This window comes from Streptomyces sp. NPDC016845, assembly GCF_044332585.1.
Taxonomy (GTDB): Bacteria; Actinomycetota; Actinomycetes; order Streptomycetales; family Streptomycetaceae; genus Streptomyces.
The window spans coordinates 23,924-50,740 of the sequence record NZ_JBIRPI010000031.1; the positions used below are offsets into that span (position 1 = coordinate 23,924).

General features: G+C 72.1%; 22 protein-coding genes. 6 read left to right on the forward strand and 16 right to left on the reverse strand.

The features are described 5' to 3' along the window. Nucleotide 1 precedes the first annotated feature (1 nt). From ACH4RC_RS38420 to ureA, 4 genes are all read right to left on the reverse strand, one after another. On the reverse strand, nucleotides 2-556 hold the full coding sequence (locus tag ACH4RC_RS38420) for a TetR/AcrR family transcriptional regulator (protein ID WP_398209163.1): 555 nt from the start codon (nucleotides 554-556) through the stop codon (nucleotides 2-4). Nucleotides 557-617: 61 nt separating this feature from the next. Next, nucleotides 618-1,643: an agmatine/peptidylarginine deiminase gene (locus ACH4RC_RS38425; protein ID WP_398209116.1), complete on the reverse strand. Its 1,026-nt coding sequence runs from the start codon at nucleotides 1,641-1,643 to the stop codon at nucleotides 618-620. 9 nt (nucleotides 1,644-1,652) lie between these two features. After that, nucleotides 1,653-3,365 carry an urease subunit alpha gene (locus ACH4RC_RS38430; RefSeq protein WP_398209117.1) on the reverse strand — a complete coding sequence of 571 codons (1,713 nt, stop codon included), beginning with the start codon at nucleotides 3,363-3,365 and terminating at the stop codon, nucleotides 1,653-1,655. Next, nucleotides 3,362-4,072: an urease subunit gamma gene (ureA, locus tag ACH4RC_RS38435; protein ID WP_398209118.1), complete on the reverse strand. Its 711-nt coding sequence runs from the start codon at nucleotides 4,070-4,072 to the stop codon at nucleotides 3,362-3,364. The genes ACH4RC_RS38430 and ureA overlap by 4 nt, the downstream gene beginning before the upstream one ends. Nucleotides 4,073-4,170: 98 nt before the next feature. On the opposite strand from ureA, the gene ACH4RC_RS38440 reads away from it, so the two are divergent. After that, the gene (locus ACH4RC_RS38440; RefSeq protein WP_398209119.1) at nucleotides 4,171-4,941 is read left to right on the forward strand and encodes an FAD-dependent monooxygenase; all 771 of its coding nucleotides are present in this window, start codon (nucleotides 4,171-4,173) and stop codon (nucleotides 4,939-4,941) included. Between the two features lie 38 nt (nucleotides 4,942-4,979). Here ACH4RC_RS38440 and ACH4RC_RS38445 read toward each other — a convergent pair whose 3' ends face one another. Further along, entirely contained in the window at nucleotides 4,980-6,068 is a 1,089-nt protein-coding gene (locus tag ACH4RC_RS38445; protein ID WP_398209121.1) for a branched-chain amino acid aminotransferase, read from the reverse strand. A 260-nt stretch (nucleotides 6,069-6,328) separates the two neighbouring features. Further along, nucleotides 6,329-7,369, reverse strand: a complete 1,041-nt coding sequence (locus ACH4RC_RS38450) for a 3-isopropylmalate dehydrogenase (RefSeq protein ID WP_398209123.1) — start codon at nucleotides 7,367-7,369, stop codon at nucleotides 6,329-6,331. A gap of 152 nt (nucleotides 7,370-7,521) precedes the next feature. Between ACH4RC_RS38450 and ACH4RC_RS38455 the strand changes: the two genes are divergently transcribed. Further along, on the forward strand, nucleotides 7,522-9,075 hold the full coding sequence (locus ACH4RC_RS38455; protein ID WP_398209124.1) for a purple acid phosphatase family protein: 1,554 nt from the start codon (nucleotides 7,522-7,524) through the stop codon (nucleotides 9,073-9,075). A 4-nt stretch (nucleotides 9,076-9,079) separates the two neighbouring features. Here the strand turns inward: ACH4RC_RS38455 and ACH4RC_RS38460 are convergent, their stop codons facing one another. Both ACH4RC_RS38460 and ACH4RC_RS38465 read right to left on the reverse strand, forming a co-directional pair. Beyond that, a complete protein-coding gene (locus tag ACH4RC_RS38460) occupies nucleotides 9,080-9,223 on the reverse strand; it encodes a hypothetical protein (RefSeq protein WP_361065280.1) in 144 nt (47 codons plus the stop codon). Between the two features lie 216 nt (nucleotides 9,224-9,439). Further along, nucleotides 9,440-9,982 (reverse strand): GNAT family N-acetyltransferase, encoded by a 543-nt coding sequence (locus tag ACH4RC_RS38465; RefSeq protein WP_398209126.1) that lies wholly within the window; start codon nucleotides 9,980-9,982, stop codon nucleotides 9,440-9,442. A gap of 112 nt (nucleotides 9,983-10,094) precedes the next feature. On the opposite strand from ACH4RC_RS38465, the gene ACH4RC_RS38470 reads away from it, so the two are divergent. Next, nucleotides 10,095-11,015, forward strand: a complete 921-nt coding sequence (locus ACH4RC_RS38470) for an NADP-dependent oxidoreductase (RefSeq protein ID WP_398209127.1) — start codon at nucleotides 10,095-10,097, stop codon at nucleotides 11,013-11,015. A 136-nt stretch (nucleotides 11,016-11,151) separates the two neighbouring features. On the opposite strand, the gene pruA is transcribed toward ACH4RC_RS38470, so the two are convergent. Further along, nucleotides 11,152-12,783: an L-glutamate gamma-semialdehyde dehydrogenase gene (gene pruA / locus ACH4RC_RS38475; RefSeq protein WP_398209165.1), complete on the reverse strand. Its 1,632-nt coding sequence runs from the start codon at nucleotides 12,781-12,783 to the stop codon at nucleotides 11,152-11,154. 85 nt (nucleotides 12,784-12,868) lie between these two features. Further along, on the reverse strand, nucleotides 12,869-13,795 hold the full coding sequence (locus ACH4RC_RS38480; protein ID WP_398209129.1) for a proline dehydrogenase family protein: 927 nt from the start codon (nucleotides 13,793-13,795) through the stop codon (nucleotides 12,869-12,871). Nucleotides 13,796-13,980: 185 nt separating this feature from the next. Here ACH4RC_RS38480 and ACH4RC_RS38485 point away from each other — a divergent pair, with 185 nt between their 5' ends. Continuing rightward, on the forward strand, nucleotides 13,981-15,162 hold the full coding sequence (locus tag ACH4RC_RS38485; protein WP_398209130.1) for a PucR family transcriptional regulator: 1,182 nt from the start codon (nucleotides 13,981-13,983) through the stop codon (nucleotides 15,160-15,162). Between the two features lie 55 nt (nucleotides 15,163-15,217). Here ACH4RC_RS38485 and ACH4RC_RS38490 read toward each other — a convergent pair whose 3' ends face one another. Together ACH4RC_RS38490 and ACH4RC_RS38495 are read right to left on the reverse strand one after the other, a co-directional pair. Next, nucleotides 15,218-16,057: an SMI1/KNR4 family protein gene (locus ACH4RC_RS38490; protein WP_398209131.1), complete on the reverse strand. Its 840-nt coding sequence runs from the start codon at nucleotides 16,055-16,057 to the stop codon at nucleotides 15,218-15,220. Continuing rightward, nucleotides 16,054-16,650: a TetR/AcrR family transcriptional regulator gene (locus ACH4RC_RS38495; RefSeq protein ID WP_398209133.1), complete on the reverse strand. Its 597-nt coding sequence runs from the start codon at nucleotides 16,648-16,650 to the stop codon at nucleotides 16,054-16,056. Before ACH4RC_RS38495 ends, ACH4RC_RS38490 begins: the two co-directional genes overlap by 4 nt. An 83-nt stretch (nucleotides 16,651-16,733) precedes the next feature. Between ACH4RC_RS38495 and ACH4RC_RS38500 the strand changes: the two genes are divergently transcribed. Together ACH4RC_RS38500 and ACH4RC_RS38505 are read left to right on the forward strand one after the other, a co-directional pair. Next, entirely contained in the window at nucleotides 16,734-18,302 is a 1,569-nt protein-coding gene (locus tag ACH4RC_RS38500; protein WP_398209135.1) for an MFS transporter, read from the forward strand. 53 nt (nucleotides 18,303-18,355) lie between these two features. Further along, nucleotides 18,356-21,331 (forward strand): helix-turn-helix transcriptional regulator, encoded by a 2,976-nt coding sequence (locus tag ACH4RC_RS38505; protein ID WP_398209136.1) that lies wholly within the window; start codon nucleotides 18,356-18,358, stop codon nucleotides 21,329-21,331. A gap of 63 nt (nucleotides 21,332-21,394) precedes the next feature. Here ACH4RC_RS38505 and serA read toward each other — a convergent pair whose 3' ends face one another. From serA to ACH4RC_RS38525, 4 genes are all read right to left on the reverse strand, one after another. After that, nucleotides 21,395-22,990: a phosphoglycerate dehydrogenase gene (gene serA / locus ACH4RC_RS38510; protein ID WP_398209138.1), complete on the reverse strand. Its 1,596-nt coding sequence runs from the start codon at nucleotides 22,988-22,990 to the stop codon at nucleotides 21,395-21,397. Between the two features lie 250 nt (nucleotides 22,991-23,240). Continuing rightward, nucleotides 23,241-24,239: a ketol-acid reductoisomerase gene (gene ilvC / locus ACH4RC_RS38515; protein WP_398209140.1), complete on the reverse strand. Its 999-nt coding sequence runs from the start codon at nucleotides 24,237-24,239 to the stop codon at nucleotides 23,241-23,243. A 93-nt stretch (nucleotides 24,240-24,332) separates the two neighbouring features. Further along, on the reverse strand, nucleotides 24,333-24,860 hold the full coding sequence (ilvN, locus tag ACH4RC_RS38520; protein WP_361065303.1) for an acetolactate synthase small subunit: 528 nt from the start codon (nucleotides 24,858-24,860) through the stop codon (nucleotides 24,333-24,335). A 27-nt stretch (nucleotides 24,861-24,887) separates the two neighbouring features. Then, nucleotides 24,888-26,735, reverse strand: a complete 1,848-nt coding sequence (locus tag ACH4RC_RS38525) for an acetolactate synthase large subunit (RefSeq protein WP_398209142.1) — start codon at nucleotides 26,733-26,735, stop codon at nucleotides 24,888-24,890. Between the last annotated feature and the right edge of the window lie 82 nt (nucleotides 26,736-26,817).

The window sequence follows — 26,817 nt, forward strand, 5'->3', positions numbered from 1 at the left end:
CTCACGGCCGGGCGGCGGTCAGCCCCTCGTCGACGAACTCCCGCACATGAGCCAGGACTTGGCCCCGCTCAGCCCCCGGCAGCCCGATCGCCACATGGATGGAGAACCCGTCGAGCAGCGCCCGCAGCCGCGCCGCGTACCGGTCGGGGTCGATCTCGCGGAGTTCGCCGCGCGAGACGCCCTCGGCGAGCAGCGCCACGAGGTCGTCGTGCCAGGCGCGTTCGATGGCGGACTGCCGGGTGCGGGCCGAGGTGCCGGCGGCGGTGCTGTGCGAGCGGTTCCACACCTCCAGCCAGAGCGTCCAGTGCGGGTCGCGCGGGCCGCCGGGCACGTACAGGTCCACGTAGGCATCGAGCCGCTCGCGCGCACCGCCGGGGCCGGACAGCAACTGCCGCCGCCGCTCGCCGAGTCGGGCCTCGCTCCACTCGAGCGTCCGCAGCAGCAGCTCGTCCTTGGAACCGAAGTGGTAGGCGAGGTGCCCGCTGCTCATGCCGACCTCGCGGCCGAGCGCGGCCATCGTGAGCCGTTCGAGACCGCTCTCGGAGATCATCCGCATGGTCGTGGCGAGCACGCTGTCCAGGGGCGGGGCCGGGGTGTGGCGGTGTTGACGGGTCACGTCAGCAGCCTGCCACGGGCTGCTGCTGGGTGACGCAGTGGATGCCACCGCCTGCCGCGAAGATCGTCCGGGCGTCGACGAGGGTGACCGTACGGGCCGGGAAGAGGCGGCGGAACAAGGCCGCGGCCTCTTCGTCGCGCGGGTCGTCGAAGGCGCACAGGACGACGCCGTCGTTGCAGAGGTAGTGGTTGATGTAGGAGTGATCCACCCAGCCGTCGTCGTCCGCGAGGACGGTCGGGGCGGGGACCTCGACGATCTCCAGGGGACGGCCCCGCGCGTCGGTGCGTCCGGTGAGGGTGCCGATGATCTCGCGGCTGACCTCGAAGTCGGGGTGGGCCGGGTCGCGCTGTGAGTGGACGAGCACGACGCCGGGCGCGGCGAACGCGGCGACGATGTCGACGTGCCCCCGGGTGCCGTACTCGCCGTAGTCGCCGGTGAGGCCGCGCGGCAGCCAGATCGCCTTCGTCGTCCCGATACGGGCGTGGATCTCGGCCTCTACCTGTTCCTTCGTCCAGCCCTGGTTGCGGTCGGGGTCGAGCTGCACGGTCTCGGTCAGCAGGACCGTGCCCTCGCCGTCCACGTGGATGCCGCCGCCCTCGTTGACCAGGGGTGAGGAGTGGGCGGGGACACCGGTGAGGCCGGCGATGTGGCGGGCGACCCCGCAGTCGTGCTCCCAGCGGGCCCAGCCCTGGGCACCCCAGCCGTTGAACACCCAGTCCACGGCGGCCAGTTCACCACTGCCGCGGTCCTTGACGAAGGTCGGGCCGATGTCACGCATCCAGGCGTCGTCGAGGTCGCGCTCGACCAGACCGATGTCCGCGGACAGGAGCGCGCGGGCCGAGTCGAGCTGACCCGTGCCGACCACCATCGTCAGCGGCTCGTGGCGGCGTACGGCGTGGGCGACGGAGGCCCAGGCGGTGCGCGCCTCGGCCAGCTCCCGCTCGTCCGAGAAGGTGGGGTTGGGGCCGGGCCAGGCCATCCAGGTGCGCTCGTGCGGGGCCCATTCGGGCGGCATCACATAAGTCATCGCGGGCCTTCAGAGGAAGTAGAGACGGTTGAGGGAGACGGACTCGGCCGGTTCGGAGCGCAGCGGTTCGCCGTCCAGGGTGACCAGGCCGGTGCGCTGGTCCACGTCCACCGCGCCGGTACGGGAGTTCAGGCGCAGGTCGGCCGGGCCGATCCCCCGGGTGCCGCGCACGGCGACGCGGCGCCTGCGCGTCGGCATCCCGTCGCCTCCCTGGTCGGCGGCGGCCTGGGCGACGAACGCGACGGACAGCTCGGCGGCGGTCGCGCCGAAGGCCCCGAACTGCGGGCCGAGGACGAGGGGCTCGCAGGTGTCGGTGGCCGCGTTCGGGTCGCCGACGACCCCGTACGCGGGAAAGCCCGACTTGAGGACGAGCTGCGGCTTCGCGCCGAAGTACTCGGGGTGCCAGAGCACGATGTCCGCCATCTTGCCGGCCTCGATCGAGCCGATCTCGTGGGAGAGGCCGTGGGCGATGGCGGGGTTGAGGGTGAGCTTGGCGATGTAGCGCAGGACGCGCTCGTTGTCGTGGCCGACGCCCGGGCCGCCCAGCTCGGCCTTCATCTTCCCGGCCAAGGCGAAGGTACGGCGGACGGTCTCGCCCGCGCGGCCCATGCCCTGCGCGTCGGACGAGGTGATGCCGATGGCGCCCAGGTCGTGCAGGACGTCCTCGGCGCCCATCGTCCCGGCGCGGATGCGGTCGCGGGCCATGGCGGCGTCGCCGGGCAGGTCGGTCTTGAGGTCGTGGACGGAGACGATCATCCCGTAGTGCTCGGCGACGGCGTCCCGGCCGAAGGGCAGGGTGGGGTTGGTGGAGGACCCGATGACGTTCGGGACACCGGCCATCTTCAGCACGTTCGGTACGTGACCGCCGCCGCACCCCTCGATGTGGAAGGCGTGGATGGTCCGCCCCTCCAGGACCTTCAGGGTGTCCTCCACCGACAGGCACTCGTTCAGGCCGTCGCTGTGCAGCGCGACCTGGACGTCGTGCTCCTCGGCGACGCGCAGCGCCGTGTCCAGGGCGCGGGTGTGCGCGCCCATGTCCTCGTGGACCTTGAACCCGCAGGCCCCGCCCTCGGCGAGCGCCTCCACCAGCGGCGCATCGCGCGAGGAGGAGCCCCGGCCGAGGAAGCCGATGTTGACGGGCCAGGCGTCGAACGCGGCGAACGCGTGCTTCAGCGCCCAGGGTGAGTTGACCCCGACGCCCCAGACCGGGCCGAACTCCTGCCCGATGACCGTGGTGACCCCGGAGGCGAGCGACGCCTCCATGATGCGCGGGGAGAGCAGGTGGACGTGGGTGTCGACGGCCCCGGCGGTGGCGATGAGCCCTTCGCCGGAGACGATCGTGGTGCCCGTACCGACCACGACATCGACCCCGTCGAGGGTGTCCGGGTTCCCGGCGCGGCCGATCGCGTGGATGCGGCCCTCGCGGATCCCGATCGAGACCTTGCGGATGCCGAGCACGGCGTCGACGACCACGACGTTGCTGATGACGATGTCGCAGGTCTCGCGGACTGCGGCGGCCTTCAGGTGCAGGCCGTCGCGCGCGGTCTTGCCGAACCCGGCGAGGAACTCGTCCCCGTACGCCTGCGAGTCCGACTCGACCTCGATCGTGAGCCCGGAGTCGCCGAGGCGGAGCCGGTCGCCGGCGCGGGGGCCGTGCGTGCTCGCGTACTCGTACGGGGTGAGGCGGCGGGCCTCCGCGGGGTGGCCTCCCGGGCGGCTCACCGGCCCGCCTCCCTGGTGTCGGCGGTATCGACATCGACTCCGAGATATCCGCAGGCCGCCGCGCGTCGCAGCGCCTCCTCGCGGGCGCCGGGCGCGTCCAGCGGGCCGTCGACGAGCCCGGCGAAACCGATCGCGACCCGGGCGCCGCCGATCGGCACGAGCCCCACCTCGTGGCTCTCTCCCGGCCCGAACCGCACGGACGAACCGGCGGGCACCGCGAGCCGCATCCCGTACGCCTCGGAGCGCGGGAAGTCGAGGCGCGGGTTGGCCTCGAAGAAGTGGAAGTGGGAGGTGACGGAGACCGGGACGGTCGCCGTGTTGGTGACGGTGAGCGTCGACCGGGGTGCGGGCTCGGCGTGTCCGGGTCCCGGCAGCAGCGCGCCGGGCGCCTCCTCGCCGAGGCCGCCGCCGATCGGGTCGCCGACCACGGCGAGGCGCGAGCCGTCGTCGAAGACGGCCTCCACGTGCACCTCGGTGACCACGTCCGCGACGCCGGGCAGCACGTCGCCGGGGCCGAGCACGGAGCGCGCCGCCTCGATCGCCTCGGCGAGCCGGCGCCCGTCCCGGGCCGCCTCGCAGACGGTGTCCGCTATCAGGGCCGTCGCCTCGGGCACGTTGAGCCGCAATCCGCGCGCTCTGCGGGCCCGTGCCAGCTCGGCCGCGCCGAACAGCAGCAGCCGGTCGCGCTCGGTGGGGGTGAGTCGCACGCGGGGCACCTCCTTGGGGTCGGATGGTTTGAACGGCATTCTAAGTACTTTGAACGCCACTCTAAACGGAGCGTCCCCGCGGCGGCTACCGTGGCCCCGTGAACAGCGCCGAGCCGACGAACAGCCCGCGCAGCCGCCGGGAGCGGCCTGCGAAACCAGCCCTGAGCAGGGACGGCATCGTCGCCGCCGCCGTACACGTCCTGCGCACCGAGGGGCTCGGCAAGGTGACCATGCGCCGCCTCGCCCACGAGCTGGACACCGGCCCCGCCTCGCTCTACGTGTACGTACGCAACACCGACGAGCTGCACGCCGCCGTCCTCGACGCCCTCCTCGCCGAGGTGGACCTCGGCCGCGAGGTCGACGGACGGATCCACACCTACGTCGCCGTGCGCGCCCCCGAGGAGTGGCTCGGCACGATCGACTTCTCGGACACCGGGGCCGCGCGCGCCGCCGTGCTCGCGCTCTTCGACGGCTGGGACGACCGGCCGCGCGCCCTGATCGCGGACGCCACCGGGCCGCTCGTGCCGCGCCACATCCACGCGCTGCCGATCGGGGTGGAGTGGGAGCGGGTACCGGGCGTCACGCTGCTCGGCGACGCGGCGCACCTGATGTCGCCGTTCGCCGGTGAGGGCGCGAACCTCGCCATGTTCGACGGCGCCGAGCTGGCCCGCGCGATCGTCGAGCACCCGGGCGACACGGAGGCGGCGCTCGCCTCGTACGAGAAGGAGATGTTCCCGCGCGCCGCGGAGACGGCGGCCGATTCGGCGGGCAACCTCACGCTGATGTTCGGGCCGGACGCGCAGCAGAGGCTGTTCGACATGTTCGCGGGGTTCGACGAGGCCGCCACAGAGGAAGCCGCACAGAGCTGAGCGCCCGCCTTCGCGCAGGCGGGCGCTCCGGGAAGAACTCAGCCCAGCTGGTGCATCCAGCCGTGCGGGTCCTTCGCCGTGCCGCGCTGGATGTCCAGGAGCGCGTTGCGCAGCTTCATCGTGACCTCGCCGGCCTCGCCGCCGGACTGCTGCCACTCGGAGCCCGCGCGCTTGACCGTGCCGACGGGCGTGATGACGGCGGCCGTGCCGCAGGCGAAGACCTCGGTGAGTTCACCGGAGGCGGAGTCGGCCTGCCACTGCTCGATGGAGACGCGGCCCTCCTCGGACTTGTAGCCGAGGTCCTCGGCGACGGCGAGGAGCGAGTCGCGGGTGACGCCCGCGAGCAGCGAACCCGTGAGGGACGGGGTGACGATGCGGTCCCCGTACACGAAGTACAGGTTCATGCCGCCCAGCTCCTCGACCCACTTGTGCTCGACGGCGTCGAGGTAGGCGACCTGGTCGCAGCCCTTGGCGGCGGCCTCGGCCTGGGCGAGCAGGGACGCGGCATAGTTGCCGCCGGTCTTGGCGTCGCCGACGCCGCCCGGGACGGCGCGGACGCGGTCCTCGGAGAGCCAGATGGAGACGGGCTTCACGCCACCGGGGAAGTAGGCGCCGGCCGGGGACGCGATGACGATGAAGAGGTACTCGTTCGCGGGCTTCACGCCGAGGCCGACCTCGGTCGCGATCATGAACGGGCGCAGGTAGAGGGATTCCTCGCCGCCGTGCGCGGGCACCCAGTCGCGGTCCTGGCGGACGAGCGCGTCACACGCCTCGACGAACGTCTCGACGGGCAGCTCGGGCATGCCGAGGCGCCAGGCCGAGTGCTGGAAGCGCTTGGCGTTCTTGTCGGGGCGGAACGTGGCGACCGTGCCGTCGGGCTGGCGGTACGCCTTGAGGCCCTCGAAGATCTCCTGCGCGTAGTGCAGGACGTTGGTGGCCGGGTCGAGGGAGAGCGGGCCGTAGGGGATGAGCTGGCCGTCGTGCCAGCCGCGGCCCTCGGTCCAGCGGACCGTCACCATGTGATCGGTGAAGTGGCGGCCGAATCCCGGGTTGGCCAGGATCGCCTCGCGCTCCGCGGCGGACAGCGGCGTGGCGGTGGGCTTGAGCTCGATCGTGGGCGTCGTCATGGTTGCGTGTCCTTCACCGTTGGTTGTGACGGACCGCGTTCACGCCTGCACTCCTTGTACTAGGACGTCCGAGCTTTTCTCCGTACATCGCGGCCCCACGTTCGATTATCGCTCTTGGGGTGGGGTGCTCGGAACGGGCCCAGAGGGTGAGGTGTGGTGCGGCCCGGGGCTGATAGTGGCACCCGGGGCCGCCACAGGAGAAGCCGCCGGGCGCTTGATGCGACCCGGCGGCTTGTGTTGCTACGAGAGTGAGCGCCGGGTCAGCCGGCTACTCGGGCGGCGAGCGCGTCGCCGATCTCTTCCGTGGTGCGGGGCGCGGTGCCGCGCTCGCCGAGGTCGGCGGAGACGGCCGTCTCGATGCGCTCGGCCTCGGTCTCGTACCCGAGGTGGCGCAGGAGCAGCGCGACGGACAGGACGGTGGCCGTGGGGTCGGCCTTGCCCTGGCCCGCGATGTCCGGGGCCGAGCCGTGCACGGGCTCGAACATCGAGGGGAACTCGCGGCTCGGGTTGATGTTCCCGGAGGCCGCGACGCCGATGCCGCCGGAGACGGCCGCGGCGAGGTCGGTGATGATGTCGCCGAAGAGGTTGTCGGTGACGATCACGTCGAACCGGGCCGGGTCGGTGACGAGGAAGATCGTCGCGGCGTCGACGTGGATGTAGTCGGTGGTGACCTCGGGGAACTCCTCGGCCACCTTGTTGAAGATGTTCGTCCACAGGTGGCCCGCGAAGGTCAGCACGTTGTTCTTGTGGACCAGCGTGAGCTTCTTGCGGGGGCGGGCCTGGGCGCGGGCGAAGGCGTCCCGGACCACGCGCTCGACACCGAAGGCGGTGTTGACGGAGACCTCGGTGGCGACCTCGTGCTCGGTGCCCTTGCGGATGGTGCCGCCGTTGCCCGTGTACGGGCCCTCGGTGCCCTCGCGGATGACGACGAAGTCGATCTCCGGCTGGCCGGCGAGCGGCGTCGCGACACCCGGGAGCAGCCGGCTCGGGCGCAGGTTCACGTGGTGGTCGAAGGCGAAGCGGAGCTTGAGCAGGAAGCCGCGCTCCAGGACGCCGGAGGGCACGCTCGGGTCGCCGATGGCGCCGAGCAGGATGGCGTCGTGCTTCTTGAGGGCGTCGAGGTCGGCGTCGGTGAGCGTCTCACCGGTCGCGTGGTAGCGCCTGGCGCCGAAGTCGAACTCCTCGGTCTCCAGCTTCACATCCTGCGGGAGGACGGCGGAGAGGACCTTGAGACCCTGGGCCACGACCTCCTGGCCGATGCCGTCACCGGGGATCACTGCGAGATTGATGCTGCGAGACATGTTTCGCACCGTACTCGCTGTCCCATGGGATGACACGTCGTGTCCAGAATCCGGACATCCGTCCCCGGGGACCTCCGGGCGGTGACTTCCTGTCAGCCTGCGTTCATCCGTACGTGCCCCGGGTGTTGGGCCGGGGCGGGCACCACGCTGTCATGGACCTTCCCGACTTCGGCATACCGGCACCGCTCGCGCGCCGGATGAGCATGGCCGAGCAGTACGAGTACCTGCGGAGCCGCGTGACGCGGCGGCGGGCGCTGGTGACGGCGGGCGCGGTGGCGGGCGGCGCGCTCACCGGCTGCTCGTCCGGGGCACCGGGCACCTCGGCGCCTCTCACGTCCAGGACTCCCGCCTCCGCCGTCCCGCCCTTCGGACGCCACCTCGCCTTCGGGTCCGACCCGCGCACCCAGATGCGGATTTCCTGGCAGACGCCGCTCGCGGTCCGCGCACCGTACGTCCGCGTCGGCACCGCACCCGGCGACCTGAGCCGGAAGATCGAGGCGGAGGTCCGCGCGCTGCACACGCCCGGCGGCTACGACGGGACACGCCTCGCGCTCGACCAGTTCTACGTGCACGCCGCCCTGGACGGCCTGCGCCCAGGCACGACGTACTACTACGGCGTCGGCCACGACGGCTTCGACCCGGCGTCCCCCGCGCACCGCGCGACCGTCTCCGCGTTCCGCACGGCGCCCGCGGCGAGCCCGGCCTCGTTCACCTTCACCGCCTTCGGCGACCAGGGTGTCGGCAGCGCGGCGGCGGCCGGCGACCTCCTCGTGCTGCGCCAGGACCCGGCCTTCCACCTGCACGCGGGCGACCTCTGCTACGCCGACGGCACCGGGCACGGCAAGACGACGGACGGCTACGACCCCGGCGCCTGGGACTGGTTCCTCAAGCAGAACGAGCAGGTCGCACGGACCGTGCCGTGGATGGTCACCACCGGCAACCACGACATGGAGGCCTGGTACTCCCCCGACGGCTACGGCGGCCAACTGGCGCGCTGGGCGCTGCCGGACAACGGATCCGACGCGCGGTCGACCCCGGGCGCGTACTTCTTCACATACGGCAACGTCGGCGTCGTGGCCCTGGACTCGAACGACGTCTCGTACGAGATCCCCGCCAACCTCGGCCACAGCGACGGCCGGCAGACGGCCTGGCTGGACCGGACGCTCGGCGCGCTGCGCGCCTCGCGCGGCGTGGACTTCGTGGTCGTCTTCTTCCACCACTGCGCGTACTCCACGTCCACGCACGGCTCGGACGGCGGGGTGCGGGCGGCGTGGCTGCCGCTGTTCGCCCGGCACCAGGTGGACCTGGTGATCAACGGGCACAACCACGTCTACGAGCGGACCGACGCCGTCAGGGACGGCGCGGTCGGCCGTGAGGTACCGGTCGGCGGCGCGACGGATCCGACGCGGGACGGGATCGTGTACGTCACCGCGGGCGGCGGCGGACGCGATCTGTACGGCTTCCAGCCCGGCAGCGCCGAGAGCTTCGAGGGGCGCGAGCGGCCCCACGAGCCCGTCGGCAGCCTCGTGTGGAAGAAGGGACGGCGGGCGACGGACGAGACCGTCGCCTGGTCACGGGTGCGCTACCGCGGGTTCTCCCTGCTCAAGGTGGAGGCGGAGAGCGGTGCGCGACCGCGCCTGAAGGTGTCGGCGCTCGCCCGGGACGGGCGGCGGATCGACCACTTCGAGGTGCGGCGGGGGTCTTGACGTGTCAGTGGCCGGTCTCGCCGCCGTTGTCCCTGCGGTCCAGGGCGCGCTGGAGGGCGGCGGCGGCGATCTTGGCGGTCTGACGGTCGGCTTCGCTCGACGGGGAGACGTGACGGACTCGGCGGCGGGCGGGCGTCGCAGTGGCCATGACGGATCGACTCCTTGAGATCACGGGGATATCGAGGGCCGGAAGAGGCGGGGAGCGCGGGGCCGCAGGGGTTGCCTGCCAGGTGCTCCGGCTCGCTGCCGCCATTCGCCAGGTAAGCGATACGTTCGGCTCCTACAAAGCTAGGACAGGACTCCGGTTCTGTCTCCACAGTTACTCGGACTTCCTACTATCTGAGACGGACCTCACCCCAGAGCCTCACAGCAGGTCGCCTTCGCGCCAGTCGAAGAGGAGCGACTGCATGGGGTCCAGACCCCGCGCGACCAGGGCGGGGAACAGGTACGGCGGGTCCTCGTCGGCCGGGAGCACGATCGTTCCGGCAGGGCCGTACGCCGCGAACGGCCCGCTCCACTCGGTCCAGCCGCGCGCCACGTACATCGGGGCCCCGTCGGAGGACGCCGAGAGCGCGCCGATGTCGTACGCGGCCATGATCACCCGCTCCAGGGCGCCCGTCACCCGCCCGCCCAGCCCCGTGCGGCGCACGTCGGCACGGACGGCGACGGACTCCACGTAGCCGACGCGCAGCGTCCGCCCGTCGTGCACGGCGCGGCGCTGGGCGACGCTGCCGTGGGCGAGGAGCGCGCCGGAGTCGTCGTGCACGAGGGCGTGCATGCCGCCGAGGCCGTGCGCCCAGTCGGCGTCGGAGAAGTCACCGTCGAAGGCGTCGTCCAACAGGGCGCGGGCGGCGGTGAGTTCGGAGGCGGTGAGGTCGGCCGTGTGGGCGGTGCGCAGCGTGGTCACCGGCACACGGTACTCAGCGTCCTCGCGCCGGGCACCCAGATATCTCAGGCACGATGGAGTGCAGCACCGGCCGGGCGGTGGTGGACCGGCGGGCCCCTGGGAGGAGTCCCCCATGCGCGTGATCAGCCAGCGCCGCTTCGGCGGACCCGAGGTGCTCGAGGTGGTGGAGGCGGCGCGGCCGGTGCCCGGCGCGGGCGAGGTCCTGGTGCGGGTGCACGCGGCGGGGGTGAACCCGGCGGACCGGCTCGCCCGGTCCGGCGAGGCCCCGGTCTTCGGCGACCCGCCGTTCACGCTCGGCCTCGACGTCTCCGGGGTGGTCGCGGGGACGGGCCCGGACGTCCCCGCGTTCCGGCCCGGCGACGAGGTGTTCGCGATGGTCCCGGGCGGCGGCTACGCCGAGTACGTCACCGTGCGCGCCGACGCCCTCGCGCCGAAGCCCGCCAGCGTCGACCACGTGCACGCGGCCGCCGCGCCCCGGGCGTGCCTCACCGCGTGGCAGGCGCTCGTCGACCTCGGCCGGGTCGCGCCGGGCCACCGGGTGCTGATCCACGCGGCGGCGGGCGGCGTCGGGCACATCGCCGTACAGCTCGCCAAGGTGCAGGGCGCGTACGTCATCGCCACCGCCCGCGCCGAACTGCACGGCTTCCTGCGCGACCTCGGCGTCGACGAACCCCTCGACCACACGAGGACGGACTTCGCGCTGACCGTGCGCCAGGTGGACATCGCGTTCGACCTGGTCGGCGGCGACTACGGGCCGCGCTCGCTCGCCACCTTGCGCCCCGGCGGGCTGCTCGTCCCGGCGGTCCTGACCGGGCTCGGCGTCACGCCCGAGGAGGCGGCGGCCCGTGGAGCGCGGCTGCGGCCGGTCGTCGTACACCCCTCGGGCAGCACGCTCGAAAAGGCGGCGGCGCTCATGGCTGCGGGCCGGTTGCGTCCGCACGTGTCGGCGGTGCTGCCCCTGGAGGAGGCGGGCAAGGCGCACGAGGTGGCGGCGGCGGGCCGGACGCAGGGCCGGATCGTGCTGACGGTGTAGCGCGTACCCGGATACCGCACACATGGATACCGCGCACCTGGATACCGCGCACCTGGATACAACACCGCCCTCGGCCGGGGTGGGGCCCGTGGCCGAGGGCGGGGTCGGAGGGGGTGGCGAGGCCACCGGGCGGGCGTCAGCCCATGTGCGGGTACGAGTAGTCGGTCGGCGGGACCAGCGTCTCCTTGATGGCGCGGGTCAGCGTCCAGCGCATCAGGTTCTGCGGGGCACCGGCCTTGTCGTTGGTGCCGGAGGCGCGGCCGCCGCCGAAGGGCTGCTGGCCGACGACGGCGCCGGTCGACTTGTCGTTGATGTAGAAGTTGCCCGCGGCGTAGCGGAGCTTCTCCATCGTGTACGCGGCGGCGGCACGGTCGTTGGAGATGACCGCGCCGGTCAGCGCGTAGTCGGACGCCGACTCCATCTGCTCCAGCATGGCGTCGTACTGGTCGTCCTCGTACACGTGGATGGCGAGGATCGGGCCGAAGTACTCGGTCGTGAAGACCTCGTTGGCCGGGTCGGTGCACTCGATGACGGTCGGGCGCACGAAGTAGCCGACCGAGTCGTCGTAGGTGCCGCCCGCGACGATCGTGCAGGAGTCGTCCGCCTTCGCGCGGTCGATCGCGGCCTTGTTCTTGGCGAACGAGCGCTCGTCGATGACGGCGCCGATGAAGTTCGACAGGTCGGTGACGTCACCCATGGTGATGGAGTCGACCTCGGCCGCGAACTCCTCCTTGAAGCCGTCGTTCCAGATCGACGCGGGGATGTAGGCGCGCGACGACGCGGAGCACTTCTGGCCCTGGTACTCGAACGAACCGCGGGTCAGCGCCGTCTTGAGGACGGCACGGTCGGCGCTCGGGTGGGCGACGACGAAGTCCTTGCCGCCGGTCTCGCCGACAAGGCGCGGGTAGGTGCGGTAGTTCTCGATGTTGTTGCCGACCGTCTTCCACAGGTGCTGGAAGGTCTTGGTCGAGCCGGTGAAGTGGATGCCGGCCAGGTCGCGGTGGTTGAGGGCGACCTCGGAGACGGCGAGGCCGTCACCGGTGACAAGGTTGATGACGCCCTTGGGGAGACCGGCCTCCTCCAGGAGCCGCATCATCAGCACGGCGGCGTGCGTCTGCGTCGGGGACGGCTTCCAGACCACCACGTTGCCCATGAGGGCCGGGGCGGTGGGCAGGTTGGCGGCGATCGCCGTGAAGTTGAACGGCGTGATCGCGTAGACGAAGCCCTCGAGCGGACGGTGGTCCATGCGGTTCCACACGCCCGGCGAGTTGGCCGGCGGCTGCTCGGCGAGCAGGTTGCGGGCGTAGTGGACGTTGAAGCGCCAGAAGTCGACGAGCTCGCACGGGGTGTCGATCTCGGCCTGCTGGGCCGTCTTCGACTGGCCGAGCATCGTGGAGGCGGCCAGCGTCTCGCGCCACGGGCCGGACAGCAGCTCGGCGGCGCGCAGGATGATCGCGGCGCGGTCGTCGAACGACATCGCGCGCCACGCCGGGGCGGCGGCCAGGGCGGCGTCGACCGCGTCCTTGGCGTCCTGCTCGGTGGCGTTGGCGTACGTACCGATGACGGCCTTGTGGTTGTGCGGCTGCACGACGTCGAAGCGCTCGCCGCCGCCCATCCGACGCACACCGCCGATGGTGCAGGTCAGGTCGATCGGGTTCTCGGCCAGCTCCTTGAGCTTGGCCTCCAGGCGGGCGCGCTCCGGCGAACCGGGGGCGTAGCCGTGCACCGGCTCGTTGACCGGGGCGGGGACTCGGGTCACGGCGTCCAGCGTCATGGTCCGTATCTCCTTCGGGGGGTCGGGAGGTTTTCGGGAAGCTATGGGGCCCTGCGAACAGGCGGAGCGGGGCGTCCGCTCAGTCCTTGGTGAGGATCGAGCGCGCGAAGAAGAGCAGGTTGGCGGGCTTCTCCGCGAGGCGGCGCATGAAGTACCCGTACCAGTCGGTGCCGTACGCGGTGTACACACGCATCCGGTGGCCTTCGGCGGCCAGGCGCAGGTGCTCCTCGCTGCGGATGCCGTAGAGCATCTGGAACTCGTACTCGTCCAGCTTGCGTCCGGCGGTCCGGGCCAGCTCCTGCGCGATGGAGATCAGGCGCGGGTCGTGGGACCCGATCATCGGGTAGCCCGAGCCCTCCATGAGGATGCGCGTGATCCGCACGTACGCCTTGTCGATCTCGGCCTTGTCCTGGTACGCGACCTCGGCGGGCTCCTTGTAGGCGCCCTTGACGATGCGGACGCGGCTGCCGGCGGCGGCGAGGCGGCGGGCGTCGTCCTCGGTGCGGAAGAGGTAGGCCTGGATGACGCAGCCGGTCTGCGGGAAGTCCTTCCGCAGCTCCTCGTGGATGGCGAACATCGAGTCGAGGGTGGTGTGGTCCTCGGCGTCCAGGGTGACCGTGGTGCCGATGGCGGCGGCGGCCTCGACGACGGGCCGCACGTTGGCGAGCGCCAGCTCATGACCGTCGGCGAGCGCCTGGCCGAACATGGAGAGCTTCACGGACATCTCGGCCTTCGGGCCGAGGCCGAGCTCCTCGAGGCGGCCGATCAGCTCCAGGTAGGCGTCGCGCGCGGCGTGCGACTGCTCGACGGTGGTGATGTCCTCACCGACGACGTCGAGGGTCACTTCGAGCCCCTTGGCGGCGGCGTCCTCGATGACCGGCACGACCTGGTCGACGCTCTCGCCGGCGATGAAGCGGGCGACGACCTGCTTGGTGCCCGGCGCCGCCGACACGAACGAGCGCATCTTGTCACTGCGCGACGCGGCGAGGATCAGGGGAGCCAGCACGGGGCACCTCCAGGGAGCATGAGTTGAAGGGTGGCCGAACCACCACAAACAGGGAACGGCACGGGGAACCACCGTGAAATCTAAGGATCCCGCCGATCCTGTGCCATCGACAGCTGTCACGCATCTGCGTTCGCCACCTCAGACATCTGTATGAAGAGACGGGTGAGGTGCGAGAGACTGGAGGGGTGAAAGGCGACTATCAGGAACTCGTCGACGAGATCTCCGCGCTGCTCGGCGCGCCCGCGACCCTGGAGAACCGCGACTTCCGGCTGATCGCGTTCGGCGCGCAGCTCAGCGACGCGGACGCCGAGACCGACTTCGACGCCTCGGCCCTCGACCCGGTCCGTACGCGGTCGATCCTGACCCGCGGCTCCACGGCGGCGGTCCGCGCCTGGTTCGAGGGGTTCGGCATCACCCGGGCGACGGAACCGGTCCGTATCCCGGCCACACCGGAGGCCGGGGTCTATCGCGGCCGCATCTGCCTCCCGGTACGCCACCGGGGCATCGTCCTCGGCTACGTATGGCTGCTCGACGACGATCCGGGACCGACGCCGGACCAGCTCGACGCGGCGATGGAGGTGGCGGGCCGGATCGGGGCGCAGCTCGCGGACGAGGCGCAGGCGGGCGCGGACCTGACCCGCGAGTTCCACTCCGTGCTGACCGCCGAGCGCGGCTGGCAGCGGGACATGGCGGTGGCGGCGCTGCGCACGGCGCTCGGCACCCGCGCGGAGGGCCTGCACACGGTGGTGTGTGTCGCCCCCTGGCCCTCGGCCGACCCGGACAGCGTCTCAGGGGCGTCGTCGGTCCGCTCCCTCCCGGCGGCGGACGCGCTGTGCACCGTGCCGTGGGGCGTGACGGGCCAGTGCCTGGCGCTCCTGGTCCGCCTGCGCTCGGCGGAGGTCCTGTCCCCCGCGCTCACGGCGGCGGCGAAGCTACGGGCGCGGGCCGGCACGGACCCGGTCGCGGCGGGCATCGGCGCCCCGCGCACGGACCTCGCCGAGCTGGCGACGGCCTGGCAGGAGGCGACGGCGGCGGCGCGCACGGCCCTGGCCGACCCGCGCCTCGGCCCCGACACGCAGTGGTCGGCGATCGGCCCGTACCGCCTCCTCACGGCGCTGCCCGCGGAGGCGGCCCACGACCCGGTGGTGGCCCCCCTCCTCGCCCCGGCCCACCACCTGCTGGCCCGCACCGCGGAAACGTTCCTGGACTGCGCGGGCCAGGCCGGCCGGGCAGCCGCCGCCCTCGGCATCCACCGCCAGACCCTCTACTACCGCCTGTCCCGCGTCGAACAGCTCACAGGGCTCGACCTGCACGAGGGCGAGGACCGGTTGCTGCTGCACATGGGGTTGAAGGCGGCACGGCTCTGACGGCAGGCAGGCACGCCTCCGGGGACCGGCCGCGCGTCCCACCGGGCCACGCGTCCTACCAGGACGACGTCCCGTGCACGGTGTCGCAGGAGAGCACGGCGCACCCCGTGCGGCCGGCGGCGTCGAGGACCGCGCGCCGTGCCGCGGCGCTGTCGGCGCGCGGGAAGGCGACCCGGAGCGTGTGCCCGTAGGCGGTCTCGTACGTGAACAGCCAGCCGGTGCGCGCGGAGAGGAAGCGGTCCTGGCGGTGGCTGTCGTGCTCGTACGATCCCCGGTCCGCGGTCGGGCCGAGGGCGGTCCGAAGGATGCTCAGCCGTTCGTCGTAGGCAAGGCGTCCCTCGCCGAGCCGGATGTAGACGTGGTCCATGGGGAGCGCCGCGTCGAACCACGGGGCCAGGTCCGGTTCGACGGCGAGGATCTCGCTGGAGACGCGGCGGTCGGTCCATCCGTCGAGGAACTCGGCGGCCGAGCAGTCGAAGCGCTCATGGTCGTCGTCGCGGGACCACACGATCACGGGCCAGGACGCGGGCGCCCCCTCGGTCAGCCAGCACACGTGTCCCCCGCAGTCGGTCACCGCCCAGGCGAGCAGCCCGCCCGGCTCGGGAAAGAGGGGGTAGGGGTAGTCCTCGGGGGCGGACTCCCGCAGTGGGCCGTAGTCCTCGGCGAGGTCCGCCGCGAGCCGCACCGGGTTGGCATCGCCGAAGGGCGTACACAGGCAGAGCGCGTCCCAGAAGTCGCCGCGGCCGTAGGTCTCCACCAGGCGTTTGTAGTCGTCCGGCAGGCGGGTGCCCAGCGTCCGCTCGGCGGCGGCCCAGTCGCCCCGGCCGTCGACCGCCACGGCCGGTGGCGGCAGCCGTGCGATCAGACGGTCCACCGGACCGGGGCTCGCCGTCACGCGCCCGCTCCGCCTTCCGCCTGCCGGGAGGACTCCATCAACTGCCGCAACCCTTCGGTCAGTTCGCCCGCACTGGGCGAGAACTCCGCGTCGAAGGTGTGCTGGGCGATCAGGCCGAGGACCAGGACCGAGCAGAACTTGCCGAGGGTGTCCACGCTCGGGTCGTCGGGCGGGGGCTCCTCGCCGCCCATGATCATGCCGATGAAACCGCGGCCCGCCTCGCGCTGAGCCGCCGAGAGGTACTCCCGTACGGCCGGGAGCTTGTCGCCCATCGTCAGGAGTTCGACGCTCAGGTGCCAGATGGAGCCGGGCTTGCCGAGGCTCTCGGTGATGCCCGCCATGACGGCCTGGAAGCGCTCCAACGAGCCGTCGGCACCGGAGAGTTCCTGTGGCGCGCCCCAGGTGTCCGCCGCGCTCTCGGCGAGCGCCACGTACGCCTGCGCGAGCAGCGTGTCCTTCGAGCCGTAGTGGTAGCCGATGGACGCCAGGTTGGTCCCCGACTCCCGGACGATGTCGCGCGCGGTCGTGCGCACGAAGCCCTTTTCCAGGAGGCAGCGCTTGGCGCCCTCGAGCAGATCTTCGCGGTGTCCCATGGCGCCACTGTACAGAGAATCCAGACGCGTGTCTTATACGACCGTACTAGACAAGCGTATAAGACGCCCGTACGGTTCCTGTCATGACGAACCCGCCGAGCACGACCACATCTCCCAACTTCCGCGCCGGGCGCCGCGAATGGACCGCTCTGGGCGTCCTGATGCTGCCGCTGCTCCTGGTGTCGATGGACGTCTCCGTCCTCTACTTCGCGATCCCCGCGATCAGCGCGGACCTGGCGCCGAGCGGCACGCAGCAGCTGTGGATCTTCGACATCTACGCGTTCGTGCTCGCCGGGCTGCTCATGACCATGGGGTCGCTCGGCGACCGGATCGGCCGGCGCAAGCTGCTGCTCATCGGCGCTGCCGCCTTCGGAGCGGCCTCGGTCCTTGCCGCGTACGCCGACAGCGCGGAGACGCTCATCGCCGCGCGGGCCCTCCTCGGCATCGGTGGCGCCACCCTCATGCCGTCGACGATGGCGATCGTCCGCACGATGTTCACCGACCCCGGCCAGCGCACGAAGGCGATCGGGCTCTGGTCGGCCGTCATGACGGGCGGGATCGCGCTCGGCTCGGTGATGAGCGGCGTCCTCGTCGAGTACTTCTGGTGGGGCTCGGTCTTCCTGGTCAACCTGCCCGCGATGGCGCTGCTGCTCGTTCTCGGCCCGATTCTGCTGCCGGAGTCCAAGAACCCCGAGCCCGGCCGCTTCGACCTGCTGAGCGTGCCGCTGTCGATGGCCGCCGTCCTGCCCGTCATCTACGGCGTCAAGGAGCTCCCGTCCGAGGGCTGGAACGTGCGCTACGTCGTCTCGATCACCGTCGGCCTGCTCTTCGCCGCCCTCTTCGTGCACCGCCAGCGCACCGCGAGGTCCCCGCTGATCCCGCCCGCGCTGTTCAGGGGCCGGGGCTTCGCGCCCGCCGTGGTCCTCAACCTCGTCTCGTCCTTCGGCGTGATGGGCTCGGCGTTCTTCACCACGCAGTACCTCCAGTCCGTGCTCGGCAAGAGCTCCATGTCGGCCGCGCTCTGGTCACTGCTCCCCACGGTCCTGGTCGGGGTCGCGGCACCGGTCGCCGCGCGCCTCGTCGAGCGGGGCGTGCACCGCGGCCACGTCGTCGCCGGCGGCTTCACCGTCGCCGCCTGCGGATACGCCCTGCTGACCTTCGCCGGTACGGATTCCCTGTGGCTGGTCCTGGCCGGCGCCGGGGTCATCGGCGCCGGGATCGTCACCGTGATGTCCCTGATGACGGACCTGGCGCTCGGCGCCGCCCCGGTCACCCACTCCGGCTCCGCCGCCTCGCTCCTGGAGACCGGCTCGGAGTTCGGCGGAGCCCTCGGCATGGCCGTCCTCGGCTCCATCGGCACGGCGGTCTACCGCCACGACATCCCGGCCGACGCGCCCGACGCCGCCCGCGAAACCCTCGGCGGCGCCCTGGCGACCGCACACCACCTGCCGTCCGACGCGGCCCGCGCCCTCACCGCCACCGCCCAGGACGCCTTCACCGACGGCATGCAGGCGGCGGCGGTCGCGGGAACGGTCCTGCTCCTCGGCGCGGCGGCCCTGGCGGCGCTGACGCTGCGCAAGGTGGCCGTTCGGGAGTCCGCCCCCGAGGAGTACGGCGCGAGCGACCCGGCGAGCGACCCGGCGACGGTCTGACGGGCATCCGCCGACCCACCGGTGTGCGCCGCAGGCCGTGCCAGGATGGCACCGTGGCACAGACTTTCGACACGCCGTTCATCGGCCGGGCGGGCGAACTCGCCCGGCTCACCGGCGTATCCGACCGGGCCGCCGCCGGGGAACCCCGCGCCGTCCTGCTGGCCGGGGACGCCGGTGTCGGCAAGACCCGTACGCTGACGGAGGCCGCGGCGCACGCCGCCGGGGCCGGGATGACCGTACTGACCGGACACTGCGTCGACCTCGGCGACGTGGGCCTGCCCTACCTGCCGTTCACCGAGATCCTGGGCGCGGCGGCGTCCGACGAACGGCTCGCCCCGGCCTTCGCCGGGTACCCGGCGGTCGACCAGCTGCTCGGGGCCGCCTCGGGGAACGGCGCCGCGACCGACCCGGGCAGCCGCTTCCAGCTCTTCGAGGGCGTCGCGGGCCTTCTCGCCGAACTGACCGCGCTGACCCCGCTCCTCCTGGTCGTCGAGGACCTGCACTGGGCCGACCAGTCCTCCCGCGACCTGCTCCGCTTCCTGCTCAGCCGGGGCATCCTGCAACGCCCCACCCCGGCGGGGCCGCCGCACCGCCTCGCCGTCTTCGCCTCGTACCGCGCCGACGACCTGCACCGCCGCCACCCCCTGCGCCCCCTGCTCGCCGAACTCGTCCGGCTGCCCGCCGTCGAACGCCTCGACCTGCGACCGATGGCCGACGCCGACATGGCCCGCCTCGTCCGCGCCCGGGGCACCGGGCCCGTCCCCGACAGCACGGTGCGCCGCATCGTCGACCGCGCCGAGGGCAACGCCTTCTACGCGGAGGAGCTGCTCGCCGCGCTCCCCGGAGCCGACGCCCCCGGCGGGCCGGACGGCCTGGGCGGGCTCGGCGGCCTCGCGGACGTCCTGCTCATCCGCATCGAGCAGCTCACCGAGACCGCCCAGCAGGTGCTCCGCACGGCGGCCGTCGCAGGCCGCGAGGTCGGCCACGACCTGCTGCGCGGCGCCGTCCAACTCCCCGAGGCCGAGCTGGAGTCGGCGCTGCGCGAGGCCGTCGGGCGGCAACTGCTCGTGCCGGGCGACGGCGCCACGTACTCCTTCCGCCACGCCCTCACCCGCGAAGCCGTCTACGCGGACCTGCTGCCCGGCGAACGCGTCCGCCTGCACGGCGTCTTCGCCCGCCTCCTCGCCGCCGAGGGCCACGCACCGGCGAGCGCCGCCGAACGCGCCCACCACTCCCGCGAGAGCCACGACCTGCCCGACGCGCTGACCGCCTCGCTCGAAGCCGCCGACCACGCCCAGCGCGTCCGCGCCCCCGCCGAGGAGCTGCGCCACCTGGAGACCGCGCTCGAACTGTGGTCCGTGGTCGACGCCGCCGCCCGCCCCGAACACGGCGACTCGGTCACCCTCACCCTGCGCGCCTCCGCCGCGGCCGCCCGCGCGGGCGAACCCCACCGCGCCGTCCAGCTCACCCGCTCCGCGCTCGCCCGCGCGGGATCGGACGCCGACTCCGAACTCGCCGCCCGCGTCCGCTACACCCTCGCGGGCAACCTGATGCGGATCGACAACCTGAAGGCCGCGTTCACCTACAGCAGCGAGGCGCTCGCCCTCATCCCGGCCGAGCCGCCCTCCCCCACCTGGGTGTGGGCCGCCGCGACGCACGTCATGGCCGCCCGGTACGTGGGGCGCGACGAGGACGCCGAGCGCGTCGCCCGCCAGGCGCTGGACGTCGCCGAACGGCTCGGGCTCACGGACGCCCAGGCCGACCTGGACATCTCCCTGGTCGGCCTCGAAGCCCACAACCGGCGTACGGCGAAGGGGCGCGAGCGCCTCGTGCACGCCCGCGAGCTGGCCGTACGCGCCGGGAACCTCGCCGTCGAGATGCGCGCCCTCTACAACCTCGGACTCGGCTGCTACGAGTCCGGCGACCTGGACGCGAGTCTGGTCTGGCTCGCCGACGGCCTCGACCGCGCCCGCCGCGCCGGTCTCGTCTCCTCCCCGTACGCTCTGGAACTGCGCTACCTGCAGTCCGTGCTCCTCTACACGCTCGGCCGCTGGGACGAGTGCGTGCGCGCCGCCCACGCCGACGCCGAACTGCTCCCGGCCGCGGGCGCGTTCGCCACCGCGCCCGCCCTCTACGTCACCCTCGCGCGCGGCGACTTCGCAACGGCCGCCGCCGGGGCCCACGCCCTGCTCGGCCCCGGCGCCGACTGGATGGCGGCGCTCGTCGCCGGCGTCGTCCTCATCGACGAGGCGGCCCTGCGCGGCGACGCCGAGGACTGCGTACGCCGCATGGACGCCGCGACCGAGCGGCTCGTGGAAGGCGCGGGCTCGGAGCGGCCCGACGCCTTCGTGCGGCTCGCCGCGCTGACCCTGGCGGCGGTCGCCGACGCGGCGCAGGAGGCCCGCCTCACCGGCGACACGGACACCGCCGCACGCTGGGCACGGACCGCCACCGGCCTCGCGGACCTGGCCCGGGCGACCGCGGCCCGGGGCGAGGACGGCACCGAGCAGGGGCCCGAGGGCCTGGCCTGGCTGGCACGCGCCGAGGCCGAGGAGGTCCGCGCCACCGGCGGCCCGTCCGTCGGCGCCTGGGAGCGGGCAACCGCCGCGTTCGGCTACGGCGAACCGTACGAACTGGCCCGCTGCCGCCGCAGGCTCGCCGAGGCGCTGCTCACCGCCGACCGCCGCGAGGAGGCCGCCGAGCAGACGCGCGCGGCCCGGACGGTCGCGGAACAGCTGGGCGCGGTGCCGCTGCGCGAGGCGCTGGACGCGCTGGCCCGGCGCGGCCGTTTCGCCGAGGCGCCGGGCGCGCGGGAGCGGATCGCCGCCCTGACCGCCCGCGAGAGTGACGTGCTGCGGCTGCTCGGCCGGGGGCGCACCAACCGCCAGATCGGCGAGGAGCTCTTCATCAGCGGCAAGACGGCGAGCGTCCACGTCTCGAACATCCTCGCCAAGCTGGGCGCGACGAGCCGTACGGAGGCGGTGGGCATCGCCTACCGGGAGGGCCTGATCGAGCGCACACCGTCGTGAGACGCGCTGAGGGCCGGGCCACCCTCTCGGGTGACCCGGCCCTCAGTATGCGTCTGCCGTGCGTCAGACCAGGTTGACCGAGCGCGCCGACGTCGCGCCGATCTCCGCCGCCACCTCGCCCAGCACGTTCTGCGGCACCGAGTCGTCGACGGTCAGCACGGCGAGCGCCTCGCCTCCCACGTCGGCGCGGGCGACCTGCATGCCGCCGATGTTGATGCCCGCCTCGCCGAGGACGCGGCCGACCGTGCCGACGACACCGGGCCGGTCCTCGTAGCGCAGGACGACCATGTGGTCGGCGAGCGCCAGGTCCACGTCGTACTCGCCGACGGCGACGATCTTCTGCAGGTGCTTGGGACCGGCCAGCGTGCCGGAGACCGAGACCTCCTGGCCGTCGGCGAGGGTGCCGCGCACCGTGACGACGTTACGGTGGTCGGGCGACTCGGAGCTGGTGGTCAGGCGGACCTCGACACCACGCTCCTGCGCGAACAGCGGGGCGTTCACGTAGGACACCGTCTCGTCGACGACGTCCTCGAACACGCCCTTCAGCGCGGAGAGTTCGAGCACCTTCACGTCGTGCTGGGTGATCTCGCCGTACACCTCGACGTCGAGGCGGACCGCGACCTCGCCCGCGAGCGCGGTGAAGATCCGGCCGAGGCGCTCGGCGAGCGGCAGGCCCGGCTTGACGTCCTCGGCGATGACCCCGCCCTGCACGTTCACCGCGTCCGGCACCAGCTCACCGGCGAGCGCGAGCCGCACCGACTTGGCGACGGCGATACCGGCCTTCTCCTGCGCCTCGTCGGTCGAGGCGCCGAGGTGCGGGGTGCAGACGACCTGGTCGAACTGGAACAGCGGGGAGTCCGTGCAGGGCTCCTTCGCGTACACGTCCAGCCCGGCGCCCGCGACGCGGCCCTCCTTGAGCGCCGAGTACAGCGCCTCCTCGTCGACGATCCCGCCGCGCGCGGCGTTGACGATGCGCACCGACGGCTTGACCTTGTGCAGCGCGTCGTCGCCGATCAGGCCCAGCGTCTCGGGGGTCTTGGGCAGGTGGACGGTGATGAAGTCGGAGACCTCGAGCAGCTCGTCGAGCGAGAGGACCTTGACGCCCATCTGCGCCGCGCGCGCGGGCTGCACGTACGGGTCGTAGGCGACGACCTTCATGCCGAACGCGGACATGCGCTGCGCGACGAGGGCGCCGATGCGGCCCAGGCCCACGACGCCCAGGGTCTTCTCGGCCAGCTCCACACCCGTGTACTTGCTGCGCTTCCACTCGCCGCCCTTGAGGGCCTGGCTGCCCTGCGGGATGTTGCGGGCGGTGGCGATGAGGAGGCCGCAGGCGAGCTCGGCGGCGGTCACGATGTTCGACGTCGGGGCGTTGACCACCATCACGCCGGCCTTGGTGGCGGCGGACACGTCCACGTTGTCCAGGCCGACGCCGGCTCGTGCGACGACCTTCAGCTTCTTCGCGGCGGCGACCGCCTCGGCGTCGACCTTGGTGGCCGAGCGGATCAGGATGGCGTCGACATCGGCGATGGCGGGCAGCAGCTCCGCGCGGTCCGCCCCGTTGCAGTGGCGGATCTCGAAGTCCGGGCCCAGCGCGTCGACGGTGGCGGGCGACAGCTCTTCAGCGATGAGTACGACGGGTTTGGCAGCAGTGCTCACGTGAGTCCTCACAAGTCCCAATGCGGACGGCCGTCCCGACGGCCGCAAGCGGTGGAGGGGTGGGTGCATGGCCGCGTGGAAGACGCACGACGCTGTGGGCCCGACGCGAATTAGTTCAGCAGTGTAGTGGCGCGCGGGAGAGCGGCTTGCGCCTCCCTGGCAGGATCACTCGTCCGTGGCTGGACGGCGTGGACAACGCGGCTATGGCGAACGGGGCCGCGGCAACTGCCGCGGCCCCGTCGTCCGAGGCTTACGCCTCCTCGTCCACCCAGCTCATGAGCTTGCGCAGCTCCTTGCCGGTGGTCTCGAGCAGGTGCTCGGAGTCCTGCTTCTTGTACTCGTTGTACTTCTTCAGACCGCCGTGGTACTCGTCCATCCAGTTGCGGGCGAAGGTGCCGTCCTGGATCTCGGCGAGGATCTGCTTCATCTCGGTCTTGGTGGCCTCCGTGATGATGCGCGGGCCGGTGACGTAGTCGCCCCACTCGGCGGTCTCGGAGATCGACCAGCGCATCTTCTCCAGGCCGCCCTCGTACATGAGGTCCACGATGAGCTTCAGCTCGTGCAGGCACTCGAAGTAGGCGATCTCCGGCTGGTAGCCGGCCTCGGTCAGCGTCTCGAAGCCCGCCTTGACCAGCGCGGCGGTGCCGCCGCAGAGCACGGCCTGCTCGCCGAAGAGGTCGGTCTCGGTCTCCTCGGTGAAGGTCGTCTTGATGACGCCGGCGCGGGTGCCGCCGATGCCCTTCGCGTAGGACAGCGCCAGCTCGAAGGCCTTGCCGGTGGCGTCCTGCTCGACGGCCGCGATACACGGAACGCCGCGGCCCTCCTCGTACTGACGGCGCACCAGGTGGCCCGGGCCCTTGGGGGCGACCATGCAGACGTCGACGCCGGCCGGCGGCTTGATGAAGTCGTAGCGGATGTTCAGGCCGTGCCCGAAGAACAGCGCGTCGCCGTCCTTCAGGTTGTCCTTGATGTTCTCCTCGTAGACCTTCGCCTGGATCGGGTCCGGCACGAGGATCATGATGACGTCGGCCTCGGCGGCGGCCTCCGACGGGGTCACCACGCGCAGGCCCTGCTCCTCGGCCTTGGCCTTGGACTTGGAGCCCTCGTGCAGACCGACGCGGACGTCGACACCCGAGTCACGGAGCGACAGCGCGTGGGCGTGGCCCTGGCTGCCGTAGCCGATCACCGCGACCTTGCGGTTCTGGATGATGGACAGATCGGCGTCGTCGTCGTAGAACAGCTCGGCCACTGGGGTTCTCCTTGGTGTGCGGTGTTGCGTCCCACCGTACGGCGGGGGCGGAAGGAAAGTTTTCAGGTCTCGCTATGCGAGCAACCGGGGCTGCTACGCGCTGCGCTCGAGCGCCCGCAGGCTCCGGTCGGTGATGGAGCGCGAGCCGCGGCCGATGGCGATGGTCCCGGACTGGACGAGCTCCTTGATGCCGAAGGGTTCCAGCATCTTGAGCATCGCCTCTAGTTTGTCGCTGGAGCCGGTCGCCTCGATGGTGACGGCCTCGGGCGAGACGTCCACCGTCTTGGCGCGGAAGAGCTGCACGATCTCGACGATCTGCGAGCGCGTCTCGTTGTCCGCGCGGACCTTGACGAGCACGAGCTCGCGCTGGACGGCGGAGCCCGGCTCCAGTTCGACGATCTTCAGGACGTTGACCAGCTTGTTGAGCTGCTTGGTGACCTGTTCGAGCGGGAGTCCCTCGACGTTCACGACGATGGTGATGCGGGAGATGTCGGGGTGCTCGGTGATGCCGACGGCGAGCGAGTCGATGTTGAAGCCGCGGCGCGAGAACAGGGCCGTGATGCGGGCGAGCACACCCGGCTTGTTCTCGACCAGGACGGAGAGCGTGTGCTTGGTGGACATGGCGGATGTTCCTCTTCCTGACAGCTCTCAGTCGTCTTCGTTGTCGCCGAAGTCGGGGCGGACGCCGCGCGCGGCCATGACCTCGTCGTTGGAGGTCCCGGCGGCGACCATCGGCCACACCATGGCGTCCTCGTGGACGATGAAGTCGATCACGACGGGGCGGTCGTTGACCGCGTTGGCCTCCTCGATGCACTTGTCGAGGTCCTCGGGGCGCTCACAGCGGATCGCGTAGCAGCCCATCGCCTCGGACAGCTTCACGAAGTCGGGGACGCGGGTGCCCTTGTTGGGCGGGGTCTCGCCGTCCGGGCCCGCGTGCAGCACGGTGTTCGAGTAGCGCTGGTTGTAGAACAGGGTCTGCCACTGGCGGACCATCCCGAGGGCGCCGTTGTTGATGATGGCGACCTTGATCGGGATGTTGTTCAGGGCGCAGGTGGTGAGCTCCTGATTCGTCATCTGGAAGCAGCCGTCGCCGTCGATCGCCCAGACGGGCTTGTCGGGCGCGCCCGCCTTGGCGCCCATCGCGGCGGGGACCGCGTAGCCCATGGTTCCGGCGCCGCCGGAGTTGAGCCAGGTGGCGGGGGTCTCGTACTGGATGAAGTGCGCGGCCCACATCTGGTGCTGGCCGACGCCCGCGGCGAAGATCGTGCCCTCGGGGGCGAGTTGGCCGATGCGCTCGATGACCTGCTGCGGGGAGAGCGAGCCGTCGTCCGGCTGGTCGTAGCCGAGCGGGTAGGTCTCGCGCCAGCGGTTGAGATCCCGCCACCAGGCGGCGTAGTCGCCGGTGTGGCCGTCGGCGTGCTCCTTCTGGACGGCCTGGACCAGGTCGGCGATGACCTCGCGGGCGTCGCCGACGATCGGCACGTCGGCGGCGCGGTTCTTGCCGATCTCCGCCGGGTCGATGTCGGCGTGGATGATCTTCGCGAACGGGGCGAAGCTGTCCAGCTTGCCGGTGACGCGGTCGTCGAAACGGGCGCCGAGGGCGACGATCAGATCGGCCTTCTGCAGCGCGGTGACGGCGGTGACCGCACCGTGCATGCCCGGCATCCCCACGTGCAGCGGGTGGCTGTCGGGGAACGCGCCGAGCGCCATCAGGGTGGTGGTGACGGGCGCTCCGGTGAGCTCGGCGAGGACCTTGAGCTCGGCGGTGGCCCGCGCCTTGAGGACGCCGCCACCCACGTACAGGACGGGCCGCTTCGCGTTCGTGATCAGCCGCGCGGCCTCGCGGATCTGCTTGGCGTGCGGCTTGGTCACCGGGCGGTAGCCGGGCAGGTCCGTCTGCGGCGGCCAGGAGAACGTCGTCCGGCGCTGCAGGATGTCCTTCGGGATGTCCACGAGGACCGGGCCCGGGCGGCCGGTGGAGGCGATGTGGAACGCCTCGGCGATCACCTTGGGGATGTCCTCGCCCTTGGTGACCAGGAAGCTGTGCTTGGTGATCGGCATGGTGATGCCGACGATGTCCGCCTCCTGGAAGGCGTCCGTGCCGATGGCCTCCGAGACGACCTGGCCGGTGATGGCGACCAGCGGCACCGAGTCCATGTTCGCGTCGGCGATCGGCGTCACCAGGTTGGTGGCACCGGGACCGCTCGTCGCCATGCAGACGCCGACCTTGCCGGTGGCCTGCGCGTAACCGGTGGCCGCGTGGCCCGCTCCCTGCTCGTGACGGACGAGCACGTGACGCACCCGGCTCGAGTCCATCATCGGGTCGTACGCCGGAAGGATCGTGCCACCCGGAATGCCGAATACGGTGTCGGCCCCGACCTCCTCAAGCGAGCGAATGAGGGACTGCGCACCCGTGATGTGCTCGACGGGGGCGGACTGTCCTCCGGAACGGGGCCGCGGCTGCGGATGGTGGGCCCCGGTGGCCTGCTCGGTCATCGGCATTCTCTTCTCGATGCTGAGGGTTTTTGCGAGGGTTGTGCAGGAGTGTTGCGGGTTGCGTCCTGTGCCGGTGCAACAA